The sequence below is a fragment of the Actinomadura sp. J1-007 genome (assembly GCF_009793335.1).
Taxonomy (GTDB): Bacteria; Actinomycetota; Actinomycetes; order Streptosporangiales; family Streptosporangiaceae; genus Spirillospora; species Spirillospora yumaensis.
The window spans coordinates 3,471,929-3,495,571 of the sequence record NZ_WING01000001.1 but is presented as its reverse complement, the minus strand read 5'-3'; the positions used below and the strand labels follow the sequence as shown (position 1 = coordinate 3,495,571).

The following is a 23,643-nucleotide window of genomic DNA, read 5'->3' as shown; positions in this document are numbered from 1 at the left end:
CGATCGCGAATCCCCTGGCCCCTGACACCGTCTGCTTGCCGCTGCTCACTGTCCCGCCTCCCGGCCTCGCGGGGCCCGCCGGACGGGCCCCTCGTACAGCGTACGACCGGTCCCCCGTGCTCCCGACACCACCCGCCCGGACGGCCGGAGGGGGCCGGCGGCGCGATGCCACCGGCCCCCTCCTCCGCAGGTCACGCCTTGTTGGCGGGCGACTCCTCCCCTGAACCGGCGGGCTCGGCCGGCTTCGCGGATTCAGTGGACTCAGCGGCCTTGGGCTCAGCGGCCTTGGGCTCGGCCGGCGTCGGGGCCGGCACGGACTCGGCGGGGGCCGCGGGACCGCCCACGGCGGACGTCCCGGACGCCGTTCCCGACGCGACCGGGCCGCCGCCCGGCCCCGCGCCCGCGCCCGCGAGCGCGGGCTCGCCCGAACCGGACCCGATCGGGTCGGCGCGGCGCTTGGACACGACGATGGCGCCGACGACCACCGCGACCGCGACGGCGGTCACGCCGATCCGCAGCGGGACGTTCCCCGCGTAGGTGACGACGGCGTCGGCGACGAGCAGCGCGACCAGGTTCATCACCTTGATCAGCGGGTTGATGGCGGGGCCGGCGGTGTCCTTGAACGGGTCGCCGACCGTGTCGCCGATCACCGTGGCCTCGTGCGCGGGCGAGCCCTTGCCGCCGAGCTCGCCCTCCTCGACGAGCTTCTTGGCGTTGTCCCAGGCGCCGCCGGAGTTGGCGAGGAACACCGCCATCAGCACCCCGGCCGCGATCGCGCCGCCGAGGAACGCGCCGAGCGGCGCGTACCCGAAGGCGAAGCCGACCGCGATCGGCGTCAGGATCGCCAGCAGGCCGGGGGTGGCGAGCTCGCGCTGGGCGTCGCGGGTGCAGATGTCCACGACCCGGTCGTAGTCGGGCTTCTCGCTGTAGTCCATGATCCCGGGCTTGGTGCGGAACTGCTCGCGCACCTCCACCACGACCCGTCCCGCCGCCCGGCCGACCGCGCTGATCGCGAGGCCGGAGAACAGGAACACCACGGCCGCGCCGACGATCAGCCCGACCAGCACGTTCGGGCTGTCGATCGACAGGTTGAACGTGGCGAACGAGTCGAGGGCGTCCTTGGCGTCGTCGGAGGCGTCCGCCAGCGCGCTCACGACCGTCGTGCGGAACGACCCGAACAGCGCGGTCGCCGCCAGCACCGCCGTCGCGATCGCGATGCCCTTGGTGATCGCCTTGGTGGTGTTGCCGACCGCGTCGAGCCGTTCGAGGATGGCGGCGCCCTCGCCCTCGACGTCGCCGGACATCTCCGCGATGCCCTGCGCGTTGTCGGAGACCGGCCCGAAGGTGTCCATCGACACGATCACGCCGACCGTGGTGAGCAGCCCGGTGCCCGCCATCGCGACCGCGAACAGCGCGACGGTCGTGTTGCCGAACCCGAGCAGGAACGCCCCGTACACCGCCGCGCCGATCACCAGCGCGGTGTAGACGGCCGACTCCAGGCCGAGCGAGATGCCCGAGAGGATCACGGTCGCCGGGCCGGTGCGGGCGCTGGCGGTGACCTCCTGGACCGGCTTGCGGTTGGTCTCGGTGAAGTAGCCGGTGAGCAGCTGGATCGCGCTGGCCAGCACGATCCCGATGAGCACCGCGCCGAGCGCGACCCAGCGCGGGTCGGCGTCCAGCGACTGGATCTTCGGGTCCGTCACGCCGGACAGGTCCGCGAACGAGGACGGCAGGTAGGCGAACGCGGCGATCGCGACGAGCACGGCCGAGATGATCGCCGAGATGAAGAAGCCCCGGTTGATCGCGGACATCCCGGAACGGTCGCGGTCGCGGGGCGCCACCGCGAAGATCCCGATCACCGCGGTGATCACGCCGATCATCGGCACGATCAACGGGAACACCAGGCCCTCGGTGCCGAACGCCGCCGTCCCGAGGATGAGCGCGGCGACGAGCATCACGGCGTACGACTCGAAGAGGTCGGCGGCCATCCCCGCGCAGTCGCCGACGTTGTCGCCCACGTTGTCGGCGATGGTGGCGGCGTTGCGCGGGTCGTCCTCGGGGATCCCCTGTTCGACCTTCCCCACGAGGTCGGCGCCCACGTCGGCCGCCTTGGTGAAGATGCCGCCCCCGACACGCATGAACATGGCCAGCAGCGCCGCGCCGAACCCGAAGCCCTCCAGGACCTTGGGCGCGTCCCCCTGGTACGCGAGCACGACGACGGCCGCCCCGAACAGTCCGAGGCCGACCGTGAACATCCCGGCGACGCCGCCGGTGCGGAACGCGATGCGCATCGCGATCCGTTCGCCGCCCTCCTCGCGGGCCGCGGCCGCGACCCGCACGTTGCCGCGGACCGCCAGCCACATCCCGGTGAACCCGGTGACCGCGGAGAACGCGGCGCCGATGACGAAGAAGACCGACCGGCCGATCCGCTCTCCCCACGAGTCGGCCGGGAGCAGCAGCAGTACGAGCGGGATGAGCACCACGAACACCGCGACCGTGCGGAACTGGCGTTTCAGGTAGGCGAGCGCGCCTTCCTGCACGGCCCGTGCGATGTCCTGCATCTTCTCGGTGCCCTGGCCCGCGGCCAGCACCTCGCGAACCAGACCCGCGGCGACGGCCAGTGCCAGCAGCGCGATCACGGCGACGACGACGACCAGGGAGAGGTCGCCGCCGCCGAGATCCACTTCTGCGCTGGCCGGGCTTGACAGGGAAAGCCCAGACATCCGTCCTCCTCGACAGGGGCGTTGCGATCTCGACCGTCATAAAGACGATCTTTACCGCGTACCCCGCGAGTGGTGATTTCGAACGCCTCGCACGGCAACGCGGGTGCGGGGAGTCTACGCAGCGCGCTCGCCGATGAGAAGAGCGTGAGCGCCTTCATGAGGACGACACGGAACTGCAATCCGGCATACGCCGAAACTTAATCTCAAACTGCCCATGGAGCCGTATATCCGCAGGTCACCTCGGGGACACCCAGATGTCACGCTCCACCGTGCGAGCACCCGCGCGCCCCGCGCCCGGTTCCGCCGACATCCGCCGTCCCTAATTCAAGCTAGGCATTAAATAGCAATTTGTCCAGACCCTAATGCGGACGATCGGTATCCCGGCCCGCAAACGATCTCATGACGCCATTCCCACCCCACCTCGGCCCCCCGCGAAACACCCGCCCCACCCGTTACCCACCCCGAACGCCGCACGCACCACGCCAACGCGAGAACACCGCCCAGCGGTCCCCACACCGACAGCAGCACATAGCAAGCGGTCAGCGACCACATCGCCGCCCCGTCCGGCACGTCCGCACCCCCATACCCGCGACGCCCACCCCCGCGTCCCCCGCGACCATCGCCACCCACCCGCCACAGCCCGGACGGCAACACGCACAGCGGCACCACGCGCGCCGCCCAGCCCGTCCACCCCACGGACGACGCGAACGCCCCCGCCACGCCCCTCTCCCTCCACGGAGATCGACGTGGACAGCCCCGTTCAGCGCCCCGCCCAGACCGTCCACCGCGCGGGCGACGCGAACGCCCCCGACATGCCTTCTCCTCCACGGAGATCGACGTGGACAGCCTCGTTCAGCGCCCCGCCCACCCGCCTCCCCCGCGCGCCACCCCGTTCTCCCCACGAGACCGACCCCCGGCGCCCCGCCCCCACGCACACAAGCCCCGGAAGCCACCGCCCAGCGCCCCCACGCCCCCACGGCCCCGCGGCCCGCTCGCCAACACGATCGACGCGGGAGGGGCCCGAATCAATGCGAAAGCCCTCCTCCCTGAGGGAAGAGGGCGGGAATGACGAAGGCCCCGCTAGCGGGGCCTTCGTCTGGGTGTCCGGGCGGCCGGACCGGGAGGGGCGGTCAGATGGACGCCTCCGCTTCGGCGGGCCAGCTCATCCTGATCTGGACCCCCTTCGGCGTGTCGGTGATGTCCACGTCGTCGGCGAGGCCGGCGATGACCGCCAGGCCCAGTTCGGCGACGCCCTCTCCGAGGCCGTACTCGAACTCCTCGGCGTCCCGCACCGAGGGGATGCCGCCCGCCGCGTCGTCACCGGGAACGCTGTCGCTCACGATGACCTCGAAGCGGCGGTCGGCGCCGCACAGCTCCAGCCGTACGGGCTCGTCCGGGCAGTGCAGGCGGTGCGCCTCCACGGCCCGCGAGCACGCTTCGCCCACCGCGAGCCGCACCTCGTCCAGCAGCGCCTCGGCGACCCCGCTGCGGCGGGCCACGGCGGTGACGATCAGCCGGGCGGTGCGGACATGGACGGGCAGCGCGCTGAAGGACAGCTCAACGGTCGCCATCTCAGCCGGGCGCCTACTTGGCGCCCTTGCGCTTTTCCTCGGCCTCGGCGATCGAGTCGTGGATGCCGAAGACCTTGGTCAGCCCGGTGATCCGGAAGATCTTGAGGATGCGCTCCTGGGTGCACACCAGCTCCAGCGAGCCGTCGTGGGCGCGCACCCGCTTCAGGCCGCCCACCAGGACACCAAGACCGGTCGAGTCGAGGAACTCCACCTTCTCCATGTCCACCAGCAGGTGGAACTTGCCCTTGTTGACCAGATCGATGAGCTTCTCGCGAAGCTTCGGCGCCGTGTAGACGTCGATCTCGCCCTCCACGTTGATGACCGTCAGGCCATCGTCGGTGGTGTAGTCGTTCACCTTCAGGTCCACAGATCCTCCAGCGCCGTACAGCACACTCTGTTCCCGCGTTTCCGAACCCCCGGAACGGTGGCCGGACCGGCGAGACTCCGCCGTGATTCAACCACGCTCCAGCGCCGTGTACGCACGTTATCGCCCACTCGGGCGAAAGTTCGCGCCATCCCGTCTGACCTGCTGATCCACGGGCCGGGGCAGGGGGAACGGACCCAGCGGCGCCAGGGCGTTCCCGTTGTTTTGCCCATGCTGGCACACTGAAAACCTGATGGGCGCCCAAAGATCTTCATCCCCCCTGGACCGGCTCCTCGCCGACCCGACGCGCCGCGACCGCATCACCCATGTGGAACGCGTTCCCGCACGTGAGGGCCGTCATGCGGCGTGGCCTGACTGGTCACCGCGGCTGCTCGTCGACCGGTTCGCCGCGGCGGGCGTCCCGGCGCCCTGGGAACACCAGGCCGCGGCCGCCGAACACGCCCGCGCGGGCCGCTCTGTGATCATCGCCACAGGCACCGCGTCGGGGAAGTCCCTGGCCTACCTGCTGCCCTCCGTCGCCGCGGTCTACGGGGAAGGCGAGGACGAGCCGCCCCGCCGCGAGGGCACGACCCTCTACCTGTCCCCGACCAAGGCGCTCGCCGCCGACCAGCTCCGCGCCCTGCGCGCCCTCCGCCTCACCCGCGTGCGCGCCGCGACGTACGACGGCGACACGCCCCGGGACGACCGCAACTGGGTCAGGCAGCACGCCAACTACGTGCTGACCAACCCCGACATGCTGCACCGCTCGATCCTGCCGGGCCACTCGCGGTGGGCGAGCTTCCTGCGCCGCCTCCGCTACGTGGTCGTGGACGAGGCGCACGGCTACCGAGGCGTGTTCGGCTCGCACGTCGCCCAGGTGCTGCGCCGCCTCCGCCGCGTGTGCGCGCGGTACGGGGCGACGCCGACGTTCGTCCTCGCGTCCGCCACCACGTCCGAGCCCGCGACCGCCGCGTCCCGCCTGACCGGCCTCGACGTGGTCGCCGTGGACGACGACGCCTCGCCGCGCGGGCCCGCCACGTTCGCCCTGTGGGAGCCGCCGCTCACCGAGCTGCGCGGCGAGCAGGGCGCGCCCGTCCGCCGCACCGCGACCGCCGAGGCGGGCGACCTGCTGGCCGACCTGGTGGTCGAGGACGTCCAGACCCTCGCGTTCGTCCGCTCCCGGCGCGGCGCCGAGTCGGTCGCCCTGTCGGCCAAGCGCGCGCTGCACGAGGCCGCGCCCGCCCTCGCCGAGCAGGTCGCCGCCTACCGGGCGGGCTACCTGCCCGAGGAGCGGCGCGCCCTCGAAGCCGCGCTGCGCACCCGTTCGCTCGTCGGCCTCGCCAGCACCAACGCCCTCGAACTCGGCGTGGACGTCTCCGGCCTCGACGCCGTCCTCGTGTGCGGCTGGCCCGGCACCCGCGCGTCCCTCTGGCAGCAGGCGGGCCGCGCCGGACGCTCCGGCCAGGCGGCCCTCGCGGTCCTGGTCGCCCGCGACGACCCGCTCGACACGTTCCTCGTCCACCACCCCGAGGCGATCTTCGGGACGCCCGTCGAGGCGACCGTCCTCGACCCCGACAACCCGTACGTCCTCGAACCGCACCTGTGCGCCGCCGCGTCCGAGCTGCCCCTCACCGAGGCCGACCGGGACCTGTTCGGCCCCGCGACCGAGGACCTGCTGCCCGACCTCGTCCGCCGCGGCCTGCTGCGCCGCCGCCCCGCCGGCTGGTACTGGACGCGCCGCGACCGGGCCGCCGACCTCGCCGACATCCGCGGCGCCGGCGGCGCGCCCGTCCAGGTCGTCGAGGCCGCCACGGGCCGCCTGCTCGGCACCGTGGACGAGGCGTCCTCGCACACCACCGTCCACGACGGCGCCGTCTACGTCCACCAGGGCGAGTCGTTCGTCGTGCAGACCCTCGACCTGGACGACTCGGTCGCGCTCGTCCAGGCAGCCGACCCCGACTACTCCACGACCGCCCGCGACGTCACCGACATCCGCATCGTCGAACGCCTCCGCTCGACCGCGTGGGGCGAGGCCACGCTCTGCTTCGGCACCGTCGAGGTCACCCGCCAGGTCGTCGCGTACCAGATGCGCCGCCTCCAGACCGGCGAGATGCTCGGCGAGAAGCCCCTCGACCTGCCGCCCCGCACCCTCCGCACCCGCGCCGTCTGGTGGACGCTCTCCGAAGCGCAGATCGACGCCGTCGGCGACCTCGACCTCGCGGGCGCCGCGCACGCCGCCGAACACGCCTCGATCGGCCTGCTCCCCCTCTTCGCCACCTGCGACCGCTGGGACATCGGCGGCGTCTCCACCGCCGTCCACCCCGACACCGGCCTGCTGACCGTCTTCGTCTACGACGGCCACGAAGGCGGCGCCGGCTTCGCCGAACGCGGCTACGCCGACGCGTCCGAATGGCTCCGCGCCACCAGCGACGCCATCGCCTCCTGCGAATGCGACTCCGGCTGCCCGTCCTGCATCCAGTCGCCGAAATGCGGCAACGGCAACGACCCCCTCGACAAGCAGGGCGCCCTAACCCTCCTAGCCGAACTCCTCGCCGAAGCACCCCCTCTCTAGCCGCCTGCCCCAGTCAGGTGCGACGGCGCTGCACGGCACGCGTCGTTCCCTGGCCGGACCGTCTATTTGGCGGCGCTGTCCGCAGCGGATACCCCTGAGACCCATGCGTTCCTTCCGGATCAGTACGAGTGACGCCGTCTTGGACGATCTGCGCGTCCGGCTGGAGCGGACGAGGTTCCGCCAGGCCCTTCCCGACGAGGACTGGGCCTGGGGAACGCCTCAGCCGTGGCTCCGCGACCTCGTCCATCACTGGCTCCACCGCTACGACTGGCGTTCGACGGAAGCCGAGCTGAACGAGCTGCCTCAGGTCGTCACCGAGACCGATCCGGCCGTCCACGCCTTCCACGTGCCGTCCCGCAACCCTCGCGCGATGCCGCTCCTGCTGTGCCACGGCTGGCCCGGCTCGGTCATCGAGTTCATCGACTGCCTGCCCTTGCTGAACGACGCGTTCCACGTCGTCCTGCCTTCGATGCCCGGTTTCGGCCTGTCGGGCCCGACCACCCGGCGCGGGATCGACGTTCCGGCGATCGGCGACGCGTTCGCCGCCCTCATGTCCGGGCTCGGCTACCGCCGCTTCCTGGCGCAGGGCGGCGACTGGGGCGCGTTCGTCGTACGCCACCTCGGCCTGGCCCATCCCGACCGCCTCACGGGAGTCCACATCAACTTCCCCTGGGCCGTACCGCCGACCGACCCTCCTCCCGTCACCGCCGCCGAACGCGCCGCCCTGGAACGCAACGAACGCGTCTACGGCGCGGACCAGGGCTACTACATCCAGCAGGCCACCCGTCCCCACAGCATCGGTCCCGCCCTCGAAGACTCCCCAGCAGGACTCGCGGCATGGCTGCTGGAAAAGTTCCACACGTGGTCCGATACCCGGAAGGGCCTGCCGTTCTCCCTGGACCGCCTGCTCGACAACACCATGCTCTACTGGCTGACGGGCACCGCCACGTCCTCCGCACGCCTCTACGCCGAATCAGAGTCGTACGGCTCGGATCCGCGCGTATGGAACGCCCGCGTCGAAGTCCCTACGGGAATCGCCCTCTACCCGTATGAGAAAACCCGTTCGCCACGTTCCTGGGCCGAGCGCCAGTGGAACGTCGTCCGCTGGACCGAACAGCCCCGAGGCGGCCACTTCGCCGCGTTCGAACAGCCCGCCCTCTTCGCCGCGGACCTGCGCGCCTTCGCCCAGGCCGTTCAACCGGAGTGAGGCGCCACCCGCTGCGCGGGCACCGTCGGCTGCGGCTCAACCGCACCGCGACGCGCCTGCGCCAGCGCCTGCTGCAACCTCCGCCGCTCCATCTCCAGCGTCTGGAGCGACTCCTCGCGCTCGTCCCGCAGATCGCGCAGCTCACGCCGAACGCCCACGGCCCGCCTGAACCCGAACGCCGCGACCGTCACCCCCGCCATGAACACGATCGCGACGACCACGCCCGCCATGAACACCTGCCACTGCTCGGTGACGCCGGGCACCGTGTCACCGAACGCGCTGAGCCGGACCGCCCCGTCGTTCTCCATGACGACGGCCGCTCCCGCCGCGACGGCGGCGACCGCGACCACCAGACCAAGGAAGATCATGCGGAGTGTCCCCTCTCCGTGGGCGTCCGGGCTGGCAAGGGAGCCTAGACCCGCGGACAATCCGGTCGCCAGCCCCCTCAGCCGCCGAGCCGCCCATGCCGGATCGTGAACTCGGCCGACGCGAAACCGCCGCCCTGCGGCCCCTCGAAGGACGCCCCCTCAGCCGGCGCGAACCGTTCCGCGTCGTCCTGCGGCACGTACCCGATCCGCTCGTCCAGCTCCCAGAACCTCCGCGTGTTCGCCGACACCGCGTAAACGGCCAGGAACCCCACGCCCTCCACGGTCAGCGCCGCCTCCACGAACCCGGCGCAGTCCCGCGGGCTCAGCCACGTGGACAGGTGCCGCGGCTCCGTCGGCTCCGCCTCCATGCTCCCGATCCGCAGGCACACCACCTCCGTCCCGAACTTGTCCGCGTACAACCGCCCGAGCGCCTCCACGGCCGCCTTGCTGACCCCGTACAACCCATCGGGCCGTACGGGCATGTCAACGGACACCTCCTGATCGGCCGGATAGAACCCGGTCAGCCGATTGCTGCTGGCCAGCACCACCCGCCGCACCCCCGTACGCCGCGCAGCCTCCAGCATGTGATGCGTACCGAGCACGTTGCCGTCCAGAAGGCTCTCCAACGGCGCCTCATCGGACACCCCGGCCAGATGCACGATCGCGTCCGCCCCCTCCACAACGCGCATCGCATCCTCAACGCCCTCGACCGCCCCCTGCCGCACCTCCTCGTTCGTCCCCCGCGCGCTCATCTCCACCCGATCAACGAGAACGAGCCGCCGCACAACCCGCCCCAACGGCTCCCGCAGAACCGCCCCAACCCGTCCAGCCGCCCCAGTAAGAACCACAGTCCCCAAGCTCATCCCCCCACCTTCCCCCCACCCCGATCCCCCCGCCACCCCCCAACGGTCCCCGCCCAGCGCCACCGAGCCTTCGCCACCAGGCCGTGGCCACCTGCCTTACACCACCAGACTGTTGCCGCCCCCAGCACCACGGGCCATTGCCACTGCCCTACGCCACCCGGCGAACGCCACTCAACTCCCCTGCCCGACCGGCCCTGCCCGGCTGGGATGGTGCGAAAGACGGCGGACTTAGCGTGCAGCGATGTCGCACCAGCCTCACTCCCCACTGCGGGGTCAGCGCGCCGCCGCGAAAAACGCCCAGTCACCAAGACAGCTCGCCTAGCCCCTTGCACGCGCCGCGCGCGCCGACAGTCACTGACTGGCGCGCGTAAGGCCATGCTTTAGCGGACGGTGCACGGCGCGAAAGCCCTCACAACCGACCAGGCAGCTCCCATATCGCCACAGCCTGCAACGAGGCGCCCGCCCCCGTACTGGAAGGAGACGGAAACGGTTGACGTTCGGTCAGCCTGTGCGGCGGCGGGCACCCCGGCGAGAACGTGCCGTAGCGGCGCGGTTTCCCTTGAGGTCGCGCTGCTCGGCCGCGGCGGGAGCGCCAGACGGACCGATCCGCACGTTCACACCAGACGTACCGGAGGAACGCTTACCCAACGTCGCCGGCCGACGTCCGACCTTCCCGTTCGCGCCGTTGGCCTGCTTCGGCGAGACAGGAGCGTCAAGGACCGCCGTGTCGCCGGAACGGGCCTTCTTCACGCCGGCCTTCTCAAGATTGACGGGCGACTTCGCGATGGCCTCGGCACGAGCGATGTGCTCGCGCGCCTTGCGCACACGAGTACGACCGCTGCCGCTACGCGCGATCCGCGCTGCCATCCCCTTGCGGCTCACCCCTGCCTGGGACACGCGCAGGTGGCGCGTCCAGGTCCCCAGGTGCGCGGCGACGATCAGCAGAATCAGCGCGATGCCGATGCTCTTGCTCCACTGCAAGCGGTCGGTCGCCGCCATGTTCTCGGCCCGGGGCTTGGTCTGGTTCGCGACCTGGGGCGTCGGATAGGTGAAGCCGGGCGTAGCGCCGTTGGGCTGAACGGACGGCAGGGTGACCGGAGACTCGTTGTTGAACGGCGTCAGCGGCGTGGTCGCGCCGGGAGGCGTGCTGCCCGAGGGGTACGACGGCGGCACCGAGGACGAAGGCGGAGGAGCCGTCGAACCACCGGCGATCGACACGTGCGTGGAAGCGGACGACGAGTAGAGCGAACCGCCCGCGCCGTTGGACCGCTGCGCACGCACGCTCACAGGAACCGTGCCGGTGACGCTGGAGGGCAGGCTGAAGCTCGCGGAGCAACTCGTCCCCGAGCACAGGCTCCCCGCGCTCCCACTCTTGGAACGCCCAGATCCCGCGCTGACCTTGTATCCCCTGAGGTCGTTCTCCAGACCCCGGTTCCAGCGAACGGTGAGCTTACCCTTCGAAGCACTCGCGGACAGGCCACTCGGCGTCGCGGGGGCACGCGAACGCGAAAAGTCTGGGTGTCTTTGTCTATCCACCCGATGAGAAGCATCTTGTACTGAAGCTTCACCGAGTAGCTACCGTTGTTCTCGATCGTCGCGTAACCGCTGAGGGTCTTGCTCCCTCCGCTCTTACTGGCGGCGATGTTTGCGGAGCCGCCGACAGGGGCGACCAGCAAGCGCCATTCCCCCCGCCCGGTGCTTGCGGTGACGCGCACTGACGTGCCGTGGGTGACCGACGCGTTGTTGCCGGGGCTGGTGATCCCGGCGCTCGCGGCGTCGGCGGGCATGGCAGCGCCCAGAATCGGAACGCTCATCGCAAGGGGTGCGGCTAGCGCGACTGCACCGATCCTGCGAATCATCGTCACGGTTCAATCCCTTCATCGGACGATCTGCCGCCAGCGCTCTGCTCGTTCCGTCCGCCGGTCCAGCGAGGGTCTGGTCGGCCGCGGGGGCGAGGGGCTGTAGTAGCCACCGTGTCGAGAGATAACTGTGGGCTTACGGCAGCGTAACGTACCACTCGGTAGTAAAAGTCACAGGAAGGTGACAAAGAGGTAGCAGGCCACGAGACTCCTTCATCTCTCCGCGCACCTTATTGACAATGGGTGCAATGAGTCACCCTACGCCGTCCGCGCCCACCGGACCAGCCCTGGCCTGAGAAACCACACGGAGCACACCGGCCCCGAACGGCGCGTCCAGCACCATCGTCACGGTCACGTCGACGATCCTGCCACGCACCGAACAAACCGACAGCCGTCCCCCGAACCGGTCGCGATCGCGGCCGCTCTCCTGCACGCGCCGCCCGCTCCTTCTCCCACATGTCCTGCTGCGGCCAGCGCGGCCAGGTCCGCCGCCGAGTCGGCCTTGTGCCGTGCCGCACGTACGGCTCCCACCGCCATCGCCGTCGTCGCGGCGAGCCAGACGACCGCCATGAACGCCGCCGTCCACACCGTTCCCGATCCGCGATCATCCCCTAACCGCAGCCTCATCTCCTCGCCTCCTCTCGAACGTCCTCACCGCCACCACCGAGCCAGCTCTCGCGCACTCACCCCGCGCCGTCCACACCCACAGCAACAGCCCGCCCACCGGCCCACGGAACTCCCAGCCGGGCAGATCGTGCCGCTCAGCTCGCAGCTCAAAGCGGACCGTCGTCATCCACCCGACGAGGCGATCCGTACGTCCCGCTTGACGATCACCCGGACCGCGACCGCAGAACGCGGACCGCGGAACGCGGGGCCCGGACCGCGGAACGCGGGGCCCGGACCCCGGAACCCGGAGCCAGGACCGCGGGGCCCGGCGCCCGAACGCGGGGCCCGGAACGCGGGGCCCGGAACGCGAGGCCCGGAACGCGAGGCCCGGAACGCGAGGCCCGGACCGCGAGGCCCGGACCGCGGAACCCGGAGCCCGGAGCCCGGAACCCGGAACCCGGAACCCGAAGCCCGGAACCCGAAGCCCGGAACGCGGAACCCGGAACCCGAAGCCCGAACGCGGAAGCCCGAACGCGGAGGGCATGAGCAACGCGCTGTGCGGACTCGGAGGTGACGGGGTGCGAAGCGAGCGACGCTTCATTCACCGTCCACTCCCAGGCCGTCATTTGCTGTCCACCCCTGGCTCGGTCGCGGTGGTCGCGTGCGCGGTGACCGTCAGCGGCGGGAGGCCGCTCGGAGCCGGAGCGCGGACCGGCACCGAGACTTCGACCCGTACCGCCGCCGCGTCCCGATGCACCTTGACCGTCGCACCCGGCGGGAGGGCCTTGGCCGCCATCTCACGGACAGCGGTAAGGGACTCGCCGCGCGCCGCCGCCCGTGCGCCCGTGCGGGCGACGTCCGTGCAGGTGAGCTGTACGGACGCGAGGGTGACACCCCAGAGCGCGACCACGGTGATCAGGACCAGGGCGGGCAGGGCCACGGCGATCTCCACCGTGGCCATGCCCTGGTCACGCCCGGCCCGTCCGGCCTGTCTGGCCCGCGCGACCAGCCCGGCCCTCACAGTCAGCCCGGCACACTTGGCGTGCGCGGTCAGCCCGCCAGGCCCGGTCCGCGCGACCAGCCCGGCACGAGCGGACAGCCAGGCCCATCTGACGCGCGCGGGCAACCCGGCTCGCGTGGTCAGCCCGCGAGTTGCAGGGCCTTCTTGATGATCCCTAACAGCAGGGTTCTCACCTCCGAGCTGGTTACGATCTTGTAGAGCAGGCCGGCGAAGGCGGCCGCGGCGATCGTGCCGACCGCGTACTCGGCGGTGGACATCCCCAGGTCCCTGGTGCCTTCGCGCCATCTCCGCATCACCGTCTTCATCGCGCGCATCCGTTCCTCCTTGTGTTCGGCGTCCGTCGACGCCCGATCTCCAGCGTGCGGCGTCCCGAATCCGCACACCATTCGAATCTCGTTCTGGGGATAACCCTCACCAGGGCACGAAGAGGGTCGCGGCGATTCCGGCGATCGCCGGAACCAGCCCCAGCAGGACGAACGCGGGCAGAAAGCACAGACCGAGAGGCGCGATCGCCCGCACGCCCGCAGCACGTGCCCTCTTCTCCGCAGAAGTACGGGCCGTGCGCCGCTGATCCCGCGCAAGGCGCGCGAGGGACGGCGCCAGACCGGAACCGCTGGAGGCGGCTCGGACCGCCGTGCGGGCCAGCGGCGCCAGCATCGGCTCATCCGCCAACGTGAGCCAGGCTGCGGCCGGATCCGCACCGAGGCGGATCTGCGTCGCCACACCCTTCAGTTCATCGCCGAGCGGACCGCCGACCGCGGTGGCGACCGCCTCCACCGCCTCGGCCCACGGCGTTCCGCCACGCAGGCACGCGGCCAGAAGATCGACGGCGACCGGGAGGTCCGCGACGAGGCGCGCCTGTCTCCGCCGCTGCTCCGCGCGGCCGAGGCGTCCGAACGAACGCCAGACCACGAACGCGGCCACACCTCCTACCGTCCACCCCGTGAGACCGCCCAGGACGATCACGCACAAGGCCCCGACGGCGACCGCCGCAGTACGGCGCAGAAGCAGCTCGCGCCCGCCCTTGTCGTTCGACACCGAGCGTCCGCCGGCGCCATGGGCATGCCCTTGCAGCACGTCGCCGATAGCCACTTCCGACGCAAGGCGCGCAGGCTTAGCCCCTGCTTGCGTGGTCGGAGCCCTGGCTACGCCTCGCACACGGACGGTCGTGTACGGCCCACTGCCCTGAACATGCCCTGAGCCAGGCCCGGAACGCGGAGGCGGCCTTTTCTGTCTCTCCCCGCCGTCTAACCCATGACCGCTTTTCGCTGCCCCGCTCTCCGGACGTGCGCGGCTACGCCTGGGAAGCCAGCGACGCCATCTCGGGAGCGCAGCGTGTCTCGGTGATCCGCGCTCGGGGAGCTGCCTCGCCAGCCTGGTAGTGGCGGAGGGCGCCTCCTTCGGCAAGAGGAAGCCACAAACCGCCATGCACAGAACGACCGTCCACATGAGGATCCGTCCTTTCGCCGCATCCGACTTATTGACCCGCTTCGTCCCTGCTCAACCAGCACCGTTCCGCCAACACCCGACCCACGGCTGCTGCCGTTCGCCGTGCTATCCCCGTTCAACCGCCTCCTGCGCTGCTCACCCCAGCCGTCCACTCCGCTCCGCGCTGGGCCCACCCGCTCACCTGCCCACTCGGCCGCTCACCCGCTGCCCCCTCAGCCACGCGCTCGGCCGCCCCATTGCCTTCTCACCTGGCGCTCGACCGTTCGCCCCGCCGCGGCCACGGCCACTTGCCCCTCGACCGCCCGCACTGCTGCGCCTTGACCGTCCACTCCGCCACGCGCTCGACCGCCCACTCACCTGTCCGGTCGCCCGCCCCGGTGCCCTCTCACCCGCCGCCCGACCGTTCGTCCCTCCGCGCCCTCGGCCGCCTATCCGACCGGCCGCCCTCTCGGTCGTTCGCCCCGCCGCGCCTTCACCATCCGCTCGTCCACCCGCTCGGCAGCCCGCTCACCTGCCCACTTGGTCGCTGTTCAGCCGCCTGACCACTCGCCCACCCGCTCGGCTGCCCACTCGGCCACCTGCTCGGCCGACCGCCACCCCGCTTCCGCTTAGGTGCCTGCTCAGTTGCCGATCAACTGCTCGTTCAGCCACCCGCTTGGCCGCACGTGCTCGCCGTGCACTCGTCCGTGCGCGCTCGCCACGTGCTCGTCCGTCCGCAGCCGCCCTTTGCCCGAGTCCATTCGGTCAGATCGCCCCGCCGTCTGTGGTCAACCACCCGGCCACTGTCCCCGCCTCGTCCTCTTGCTGGGCACCGTGCTCAGTCGTGCCTGTGCCGTTGTGGACGTTTCGCCGTTGCCCCCGCGGTTCTGCTCACTGACGATCTCGGTGCCATGTCGCGAGAGGGATGGCTAACGCCGCATTTCAACGGCATCGGAGCAGCGACACCAAGCGAGGAACCTCAGTAGTGCGGGAGGTATAACTGCCATCGTCGGAACGCTTCGGGTCGGGCGGCTTCCGTTGAGGGCACCTTGAGTTGGAAGGCGCTTCTGGTTGTGGACGCTGCCAGAGCGGTGCTGCTGAACGATCTGGGGCCGCAGTCCGCGTCCAGCACCTGCGGGCGTTCGGGCACCGGGCCCGCCAGCAGTGGGCAGGCGCTGGGTGGTGGCGTCCGCGAGACGGGTCCCTGTCGAGGCTGGTGGGGGCGCTCAGGTGAGGCACGTGGGGGGCGGTATTCGTTCGTCCTGAAGGGCGTTGTCTCCCTCACTAGGGGGTTTCGGCGGCTTGGGCTAGGCGGCGGGTCCACCAGAGGCCGGCGAAGTTGAGACTCACGCCTGTGAGCAGGCAGACGAGTCCCGCGAAGGTGCCGCAGAGGAAGGCCAGCGGCTCGGCACCGATGGCGACCGCCATGCCTAGGCCCAGCAGAGGTAGCGCAGCCAGGAGGCGGGAAGTGGCACGTGGACCCGCCAACTGGATGGCAACCTCCTGGCGTTGCGCCTCTTGATCGCGGAGGGCCGAGGCTAAGCCGTCGAGCACGGTTGCCAGCGTGCCGCCGCGCTCCGCTCCGATTCGCCAACAGGCGGCCAACAGGCGCAGTCCCTCCGCGCCAGGCCGAACGGCCAGCGATTCCAGGTGCTCCGGAAGGTCGATGGCGAAATCGTCGGAAGGGTGCGGCAAGGCTTGTTGGGGCTGGGACGTGACGGCGTTCAGCGATTCGGCGATGTCCGGGTCGAGGACGGCTGTGGCCGCATCGAACGCCTCTTCCGGTGTGCGGCCCGCTGCGAGTTCTGCCGCCATGCCGTCGCAGAGCTCAATGACGGCCGAACGCCATCGCGTCGGCAGCTTTCGACGCTGTCGCACGGCGTCGAAACGGACGCGCAGGAGGTGAACGATCCGCTGGGGTGGTGGTCTCTTGCGCTGACGTTGCGGGAGTACTCGGTCGAGCCGATGGGTTGCGGGCGCTGGGCTCAGGAGCAACCAGATCGCGCCGGCGGAGCAGAGGGCGGCGAGCGTGAGGGCGTTGATCATCAGGTGTCCTTGGGTTGAGAGGGTTGATCGGTCACTGCGGGCACCAGCGGTGCCCCAGTCGGGTGGCGAGCGTGTCGGCGCCTCGGGACGCGACCATCTCGCCCGCCGTTGTGAATTCGATGGCGGGAACGACCCCGACCAAGCCATCCGGACCACGATGCAGGAGGCAGACCTCCGCGATTCTGCGGCGACCGCCACCGGGTTCGCGGACCAGGTGGACGACGATGTCCAGCGCTGCGGCGAGCTGGCTGTGAACGGCTTCACGGCTCAGCCCGGCCGCGCATCCCAGCGCTTCCAGGCGAGCAGGCACGTCTGCCGCCGTGTTGGCATGCAGCGTCCCGCACCCGCCCTCGTGCCCGGTGTTTAAGGCGTTCAACAGAACGACGACTTCGGAACCGCGGACCTCACCGACTACCAAACGGTCAGGGCGCATGCGGAGGGCCTGGCGGACTAGGTCGTTGAGAGTGACTCCGCCGGCGCCCTCGACGTTGGGTGGACGCGCTTCGAGCCGTACGACGTGGTCGTGGTCGGGGCTGAGTTCGGCCGAGTCTTCTACGAGGACCAGCCGTTCGGCCGGATCGGCATTCGAAAGCAGGCAGCTCAGCAACGTCGTCTTGCCTGAACCAGTACCTCCCGAGATCAGGAACGCGGATCGAGACGTGATCAGCGCCGCCATGAGCGCGATGCCCTCTGCGGGGATCGTCCCTGCGGTCACCAACTCTTCGAGGGTGAATGCGCGTCGGCGAGGGAGTCTGAGCGACAGGCACGTGCCGTTGGCGGCGACGGGCGGGAGCACGGCATGGAGCCGAACACCGCCTGGAAGGCGCGCGTCCGCGTAGGGGGCGGCGTCATCGAGCCGACGGCCGGCGGCGGCCGTGAGCCGCTGGGCCAGACGGCGAAGCGTCGCCTCATCTGGAAACCGCAGTCCGGTACGGCTCAGGCCCTCGCCGGTGTCGATCCAGACCTCGTTGGGGCCGTTCACCAGAACGTCGGTGACTTCTGGCGCTCTCAGCAGCGGTTCCAGCGGGCCTGCGCCGACGAACTCCGCACGTAACTCGTCGGCCAACGCCAGTACTTCCCGATCTCCCAGCAGCCGCTCCTCAGCCCGCAAGGCGGCTGCCACGCGTCCCGCCGTCGGTTCCCCTCCGGCATCCGCGAGCCGCCCTCGCACTGCCTCCGACAGTCTGGTCATGTCCGTCCACTCCTTCTTTTCTCTTTCTCTCGGGCGTCGCGCCCCCGACGCACCGCCGATGCACTACCGACGCACCGCCGCCCCCTGGTCCAGTCACGTGCGCTGCTCACATCACGCGCCTCTCTGGCTGTGTGCTGCTCTAGCTGTGCGACGCCTCAGGGGGTGCTGCTCTGGAGGGTGCTTGCCAGGGCATGTGCTGTCTGACCGTCTGTTTCTCTGGCTGTCCGCTGCCCTGACTGTGTGTTGCTGTGGGCGAGTGCGGCCGGCAGGTGCGGCCCGGGGCCAAATGCTGCCGTGGGCGGGCGCGGACCTGGGCCGATGCTCTTCAAGCCAGGTGCTGCCTCGGCTGTCTGCTGGTCTGGCCGCGTGTGCTCTGGTCATCTGCCGCTACTGGCGGGATGGATCTGTGGTGCGTTGGTGTGGCGGGTGGGGTTCGGTTCTCGTGAGTGCTGGGGTGCGTCGCCGGTGCACTCCCCCTCTGCGTGCACCGGCGACGACAGATAGGCGATCTCTATCGGTGGGGTCGGCGACTCTTCTGTGGGTGCTTTCTCTTCTGGACACGGGGCGTTGCTCTCGCGCGGATCGTTAGGCATAGCGGAGAGGAGCGGAACGGGAGTCCCGGGCGGCTAGGTTCTGGTGGGCGCAGGTGCGCGGCAGGGTAAACAGTTTGGTGTGGTGAGGGCGGCGGGCTCGGCCGTAGGGAGCGTGTTGTTCCGTCCGTGAGGGGACGAGGCACCTTGAGCATCGTTAACGCACGGGATCTCGCGGAGCGGAAGTCCGGGTCTGCGTCGCGGACGGCCATAGGAACCGGGCGTAGCGTTCCTGGTAGGCGGCGATCTGGTCCTCGGCGTACAGGTCCGAGTGCGCCTTGGACTCGATGCGCATGCCAGCGGCGTCCAGGGTGGGGCGGTGAGGGTGGGGGCGTACGGGAGGTGGGCTGTTCTGGGTCCGTGCTTGTGGTGGTGAGGCTTGGCGTTGTTCTGGAGGGCGGGGCCGGAGGCGGGGCGGAGGTGCGGGAGTGCGGAGGTCATGCGGCTTCCAGTCGCTGAGTGACGAGTTGCGGTAGGAGGTCTGCGATCAGGTCGGCGCAGAGATCGGTCAGGGGGCCTCGGCGGGTGACGCGGCCTAGGTCTCCCTCCTCGATTGCAGTGGGGAACCTGCGGTCGCGTTCAAAGACCCCTGTGAGCGGCATGTCGAGGGCCTTGGCGACCACCTCTGGTGTGAGCCCGCCCGGCGCAGGGCCACGTACGACCAGGCGCAGGTCGGAGGTCTCCCGTCGGAGCGCGGCGGACAGGCCGTCGGCGGCCACCGTGGCGCGGACCTCTGCCGGTACGGCCAGGTAGGTGACGTCGGCTGCCCGCAAGGCCGACCGCCCTGTCTCGTCCGGATAGCGGGGTACGTCGACGACGACCAGGTCGAAGCCTCGTACGGCGGCGTCGAGAAGGGAGAGGACCGCCTCCTGGGTGACTGGGACGGGTTCCCCGCGTCGCCAGGAGAGGACGGAGAGTTCGCCGGTGCGGGGCAGTGCCTCGCGGAGAGTGGCCGCGCTGAGGCGGCCTCGGCGTTCGGCGAGGTCAGGCCATCTCGCGCCCTCCTGTTGTTCGAGACCGAGGAGCAGATCCAGGCCGCCGCCGAACCGGTCGCCGTCGATGAGGAGCGTCTGGGCGCCGGCGCGGGACGCGGTCAGTCCGAGCGCGGTTGCGAACGCGCTCGCGCCCGCGCCGCCGCACGCACCGACGACGCAGACGGTGGTGCCCCAGCCGTCGGATGGTTCGGTGGACGCTGCCAGGGCGTCGATCAACCACCCTTCGTCGTCCGGGAGGACGGCCACGTCCTGCGCGCCGATCTCCATGGCCTTGCGGTAGATGTCGGTGGTGTCGCCCGCCTTGGTCACGAGGACGACGGCCGGACGGCGCGGGAGCGCAGCGGCGGCGAGCTCTTCGACTAAGTCGAGACCGACCAGGACGAGGCCGGGCCAGTGCCAGGCGGCTCTGGCCTCGTCGGCTCCGCGCGCGATCTCCGCTTTGGCGTCGGCCGCAGCGGCGAGGCGTTGCAGGCCGTCGGTGATGGCCAGGTCATCGGTGACGATCAGGGCCGTGCTGGTCATCGTGTCCTCCTCGCGGTCGGCTGGTCTCCACCATGCGATGCGGGAGCAGGCCGGGAAAAGTCGTTCCCCAGCCTGTGGATAACTTCGCGGGATGAGGTGGGGCGGTGCCATTGACGTGCGCTGATACGGCGCATGGTCGGCGGCGCAGCTAGCGGTCGGATGCGAAATGGGCGGGTTCTGGGGGTGATGTCTTTTCCGGGAATCTGCCGGGTCAGCGCGACATCGAGGCGCCTCCAACTTTGCGGGCCCTTCCCTGCGCGCGTTCCGCAGGAGCCCGGGAGAGAGGGAAGGCAGGGGGAGGGGCAGAGGAGGGGGAGGGGGAGACGGGGCAGTGCGGGAACGCGGAGGCGCCGGAACGTCGCAGTGCAGGAACGCTGGAGCGGCAACGTGACGAGCCTTCCGGGTGGTGCGGTGCCGCCTCCGGATGACGCGCGTCTTCGCGGTCGCGCGGGGATTTGTGGTGCCGCTCCGAGGTTGCGCGGCACCCGTCCCTGGTCCCTGGGGGTGCGGTCCTCCGGGGAGCAGTGCTCCCTCCAGGGGGTGGTGCACCCTCCAGGGGGTGGGCACGGCGCCTTCGCGGTGGGGTGGCGTCGGACCTTGGGGCTCACGTGACCCCTTGAGGTACACGGGGCTTCGGTGTGGTGCGGGCTTTCGCGGTGGTGCGGGCTTCGGGGCGGTGCGGGCTTCGGGGCGGTGCGGAGCTCGCGGTGGTGCGTAAGAGGGGTAGGGCGGCGGAGTGGGGTGGAGAAGGCGCAGAGTGCGGGCGGGGGCGGAGCGCGGTGAGGAAGTGGTGCGGGAGGGCGGCCGGGCGCGGGAGGTATGGGCACGCGGGAGGTCAGCGGGGAGGTCCGCTGCGTACCGGCGGCGTGGGGAGGCGGGGCACGTGTAAGTGCGGTGCGGGAGAGCGGGCACGCACCGGTGCGGCGCGGGGCGCGGGGCACGCGCCGGTGTGGTGCGGGCGCGGGCACGCGCCGGTGCGGGGCGTGGGCGCTGGGGGTGGAGCGGAGGGAGGGGGTTAGCGGTCGGGCGGGGCCTCGGGGTGTGGTCGAGGTCCCCGCCCGACTGCTTACGGCAGGGCGACCCCCGCCGGGGGGGAGAGCGGGGGTCGCCGAACGGTCCGGCTCCGGGGGGTAGAGCCGGCCCGTTTTCCCAAGAAAGACTCGAGGGGAGATCAAGCTAAGCCGTGCGCAAGTTCGATCTATAGGAGCAGCAAACTCGCTGTCCGCCAGTGTAGGCAGATACAACATATGCTGCCCGACCGCTGAGACTGCCGTCGAGCCGCAAACTCGCCCGGCGGCGACGTTTTTTCTCACCTGGTTGGGATGATCCCACTGCGCGGGCCGCTCGGCCCTCCCGGCCCGCCCCCGCCGACGCTCCAGGGAGTGCAACGCGCCGGGAATGGGAGCGTACCGGAGGACTAAAGATCTTTCCCGTGCGCCCCGGGGAGAGCGACGAAAAGGAATCGATCACACTGAGTGATCAAATCTCGGGTGTGTCAGTCCTGGGCGATACTTCCGAAATGGGTGGTTTTAGGGACAGGGCGCCACACCAGGCACGCCGGCCACCTCCGCCGTTCCGCGTGCCGTTCTCCCCTTTGGAACGCTCGTTTTGCAAATCGGGGCCTTGTCAACTGGGCGATTGAGGCGTAGACAGGTGCTACGGACCAAGTGTCCGTGCACGGCAGCCGGGTACCCACGCGCGACCAGCCGCGGGAGGCGCGTCGAGACGGGCTTGACCCGATCCGACGGATATGAGGTGCACGCTTGGTAACCCGGTGTGACGTGGCTGGCGACGGCGTCTCCTCGTGAAGGGGCGCCGTTCGCTATGTGGGACGGGTAGTGGGCGATGCCCGCCGCGGACAGTGCGCAGGACCAGGCACGTCCCCCAGCGGCGGTTCGTGGGCGTTAGTCGTGGCGGACGTCCAAGCCGAGTGATGTGGCGACGACCACGGCTTGGTACGGGGCGATGCGGGCGTTCTTGAGTTCGACGGTGTACGGGTCGATGGACGAGATCTCGCTGCCGCGCAGGTCGCAACCCGTGAAATCGGCCTTGTGCATCCAGGCGCCTGACAGGTCGACGTCGCGGAGGACGGCGCCGGCGCAGCGCGCGCCCGTGAGGTCGGCCTCGCGCAGGCGTACGCCCGTGAACGACGCTCTGCGCAGATCGGCACCGGGGAGGCCCGTGAACGACCAGTCGCCGCCCTCGACCTTCATCAGGTCGTAGGAGCAGCCGTCGAACATCGCGCCCACCACCTTGCATCCGCTGAACGTCGCGTCGAAGAAGCCGCATCGGACGAACGTGCAGTTGAGGAACGCGGAGTCGGTGTGCGTGGAGGCGTTGAACCGTACTCCCCGGAACGTGCAGTCGGTGAAGACCGCGCCGGTGGTGGACGCCTCGGTCATGTCGACGTCGACGAAGAGCACCCGGGTGTGCTCCTCCCCCGCGATCGTCCGGGAGTCCCAGTCGGCGGAACGGACCGTGCTGTCGGTGGCGGGCGCGGGACTCCCGTGTTTCCGGTCAGCCACGGGCGTTCAGCCGCGGAGGAAGGCTTCGCAAATGGCCTGGGAGTCGCGCGCCGCGGCGGCGGTCGCGGCGGAACAGTGCCGGATCCACGTGGCCACGCCCTCGGGCGTCCCGGACGCGTACGCGCGTAGGGCGTCGGGGTACTCGTCGGCTAGCTCCGCGTGGCCGACTTCCGGTGCGGTCAGCGATTTGGGGTCCAAACCGCGCGCGACCAGGGTGAGGCGTTGCGCGGCGCGGGCGACGAGGCCGTCCCCCCAGCCGAACGGACGGAGGGTGAGCAATTCGCCGTGAACGATGGCCGCGACGACGATGGCCGGGGCCTTGGTGGGCTGTACGAGGAGTTCGCTGAGCTGGTCGAGGCGGCCGGCGACCTCGTCCGGGGAGACGTCCGTAGCAAGGTCTGGTACGTCCGTCACAGGACGTTCCTCCGTACGCGGCCGTCCCAGCGACGCGTGGTCGACGGCATCGGCGGCGGCCAGGACGTGCAGACGGGCCAGAACCTGGCGCGGGGCCTGCCGCCACGTCTCCGCGAGCGAGCCGAGCTCGGCGGACACCCGAAGGGAGCCCTGGACGATCGGGTCGTCCGGCCTCTCGGCCGTACGAAGTTCTTCGAGCGTGACCGACGCGCCCTCCAGGACGGCCGAGGCGCGCGCGCCGCGCAACGCGGATTCCGTGGAAACCTCGGCGCTGCGCCGACGGAGAATCCGGTGGCCGAGCAGCCGGTCCACCGCGACACGGGCGTCGGCCACGGCATCGGCCACGCCGGGCAGGTTCGCTACATGGGCAAAGGCATCGGCATCGGTCACGGCCCGACTTTATGCGTTCACCGAAACCGCCCACGCAGCGCCCCGCGCCCACGCCCGCACGGCCACCGTACGGCCTCGCCCGTACGACCAGTTCGTACGGCGGGCTTCCCTCCCGCGCTCGCACCGCACGCACCGCACGTGTACGTCCGGTGGCGCTGTTCAGAGCGTTCGGCTTCTTGCGGGCACTTCGCTCGTCGTAGTCGAACGGCTCGCCGGGACTGGTCGTCCAGGAGGCAGGGGGGTGGTCTAGTGCTTGAGCAGGGCAGGCAGGGGTGGAGGCTTGTGACCAGGGAAATCGTGTCCGTTCGTTCGGCATAGGCGGTGGGACGGACCGGTTCCCGTTCGGCAGACTGGGAAGCACGGCTGTGTCGGGCGTCACCTAGCATC

At 70.6% G+C, this 23,643-nt stretch carries 19 protein-coding genes; 2 read left to right on the top strand and 17 right to left on the bottom strand.

Features of this window, described 5'->3' with window-relative positions:
* Positions 1-191 precede the first annotated feature (191 nt).
* The 3 genes from GEV43_RS15905 to GEV43_RS15895 all read right to left on the bottom strand — a co-directional run bounded on the left by GEV43_RS15905 (position 192) and on the right by GEV43_RS15895 (position 4,661).
* Complete coding sequence (locus GEV43_RS15905; RefSeq protein WP_241682928.1) at positions 192-2,723, bottom strand: sodium-translocating pyrophosphatase; 2,532 nt, start codon at positions 2,721-2,723, stop codon at positions 192-194.
* A gap of 1,130 nt (positions 2,724-3,853) precedes the next feature.
* Entirely contained in the window at positions 3,854-4,294 is a 441-nt protein-coding gene (locus GEV43_RS15900; RefSeq protein ID WP_160821359.1) for an ATP-binding protein, read from the bottom strand.
* 13 nt (positions 4,295-4,307) lie between these two features.
* Positions 4,308-4,661, bottom strand: coding sequence for an STAS domain-containing protein (locus tag GEV43_RS15895; RefSeq protein WP_021597910.1), 354 nt, complete (start codon positions 4,659-4,661; stop codon positions 4,308-4,310).
* A 250-nt stretch (positions 4,662-4,911) separates the two neighbouring features.
* Between GEV43_RS15895 and GEV43_RS15890 the strand changes: the two genes are divergently transcribed.
* Positions 4,912-7,230 carry a DEAD/DEAH box helicase gene (locus GEV43_RS15890; RefSeq protein ID WP_160821358.1) on the top strand — a complete coding sequence of 773 codons (2,319 nt, stop codon included), beginning with the start codon at positions 4,912-4,914 and terminating at the stop codon, positions 7,228-7,230.
* 103 nt (positions 7,231-7,333) lie between these two features.
* Positions 7,334-8,437 carry an epoxide hydrolase family protein gene (locus GEV43_RS15885; RefSeq protein ID WP_160821357.1) on the top strand — a complete coding sequence of 368 codons (1,104 nt, stop codon included), beginning with the start codon at positions 7,334-7,336 and terminating at the stop codon, positions 8,435-8,437.
* On the opposite strand, the gene GEV43_RS15880 is transcribed toward GEV43_RS15885, so the two are convergent.
* The 14 genes from GEV43_RS15880 to GEV43_RS15820 form a co-directional block, all read right to left on the bottom strand.
* Entirely contained in the window at positions 8,425-8,805 is a 381-nt protein-coding gene (locus GEV43_RS15880; RefSeq protein ID WP_160821356.1) for a hypothetical protein, read from the bottom strand. The genes GEV43_RS15885 and GEV43_RS15880 overlap by 13 nt on opposite strands.
* A 77-nt stretch (positions 8,806-8,882) precedes the next feature.
* Positions 8,883-9,668, bottom strand: a complete 786-nt coding sequence (locus GEV43_RS15875; RefSeq protein ID WP_175250067.1) for an NAD(P)-dependent oxidoreductase — start codon at positions 9,666-9,668, stop codon at positions 8,883-8,885.
* Positions 9,669-10,169: 501 nt separating this feature from the next.
* Positions 10,170-10,955 (bottom strand): hypothetical protein, encoded by a 786-nt coding sequence (locus GEV43_RS15870; protein WP_160821355.1) that lies wholly within the window; start codon positions 10,953-10,955, stop codon positions 10,170-10,172.
* A gap of 825 nt (positions 10,956-11,780) precedes the next feature.
* Positions 11,781-11,960 (bottom strand): hypothetical protein, encoded by a 180-nt coding sequence (locus GEV43_RS46850; protein WP_164717136.1) that lies wholly within the window; start codon positions 11,958-11,960, stop codon positions 11,781-11,783.
* Positions 11,879-12,154: an Rv3654c family TadE-like protein gene (locus tag GEV43_RS15865; protein WP_160821354.1), complete on the bottom strand. Its 276-nt coding sequence runs from the start codon at positions 12,152-12,154 to the stop codon at positions 11,879-11,881. Before GEV43_RS15865 ends, GEV43_RS46850 begins: the two co-directional genes overlap by 82 nt.
* A gap of 601 nt (positions 12,155-12,755) precedes the next feature.
* Positions 12,756-13,094: a TadE family type IV pilus minor pilin gene (locus GEV43_RS15860; RefSeq protein WP_160821353.1), complete on the bottom strand. Its 339-nt coding sequence runs from the start codon at positions 13,092-13,094 to the stop codon at positions 12,756-12,758.
* Between the two features lie 179 nt (positions 13,095-13,273).
* Positions 13,274-13,468 (bottom strand): DUF4244 domain-containing protein, encoded by a 195-nt coding sequence (locus tag GEV43_RS15855; protein WP_241682927.1) that lies wholly within the window; start codon positions 13,466-13,468, stop codon positions 13,274-13,276.
* 97 nt (positions 13,469-13,565) lie between these two features.
* Positions 13,566-14,192 carry a type II secretion system F family protein gene (locus GEV43_RS50310; RefSeq protein WP_309239653.1) on the bottom strand — a complete coding sequence of 209 codons (627 nt, stop codon included), beginning with the start codon at positions 14,190-14,192 and terminating at the stop codon, positions 13,566-13,568.
* Between the two features lie 1,674 nt (positions 14,193-15,866).
* A complete protein-coding gene (locus tag GEV43_RS15845) occupies positions 15,867-16,628 on the bottom strand; it encodes a type II secretion system F family protein (RefSeq protein ID WP_160821352.1) in 762 nt (253 codons plus the stop codon).
* A 31-nt stretch (positions 16,629-16,659) separates the two neighbouring features.
* Positions 16,660-17,820, bottom strand: a complete 1,161-nt coding sequence (locus tag GEV43_RS15840; protein WP_160821351.1) for a TadA family conjugal transfer-associated ATPase — start codon at positions 17,818-17,820, stop codon at positions 16,660-16,662.
* A gap of 747 nt (positions 17,821-18,567) precedes the next feature.
* Positions 18,568-18,705, bottom strand: coding sequence for a hypothetical protein (locus GEV43_RS15835; protein WP_160821350.1), 138 nt, complete (start codon positions 18,703-18,705; stop codon positions 18,568-18,570).
* 142 nt (positions 18,706-18,847) lie between these two features.
* Positions 18,848-19,927 carry a septum site-determining protein Ssd gene (ssd, locus tag GEV43_RS15830; RefSeq protein WP_160821349.1) on the bottom strand — a complete coding sequence of 360 codons (1,080 nt, stop codon included), beginning with the start codon at positions 19,925-19,927 and terminating at the stop codon, positions 18,848-18,850.
* A gap of 1,904 nt (positions 19,928-21,831) precedes the next feature.
* Positions 21,832-22,452 (bottom strand): pentapeptide repeat-containing protein, encoded by a 621-nt coding sequence (locus GEV43_RS15825; protein WP_160821348.1) that lies wholly within the window; start codon positions 22,450-22,452, stop codon positions 21,832-21,834.
* Between the two features lie 6 nt (positions 22,453-22,458).
* The gene (locus tag GEV43_RS15820; protein ID WP_160821347.1) at positions 22,459-23,256 is read right to left on the bottom strand and encodes an oxidoreductase; all 798 of its coding nucleotides are present in this window, start codon (positions 23,254-23,256) and stop codon (positions 22,459-22,461) included.
* Between the last annotated feature and the right edge of the window lie 387 nt (positions 23,257-23,643).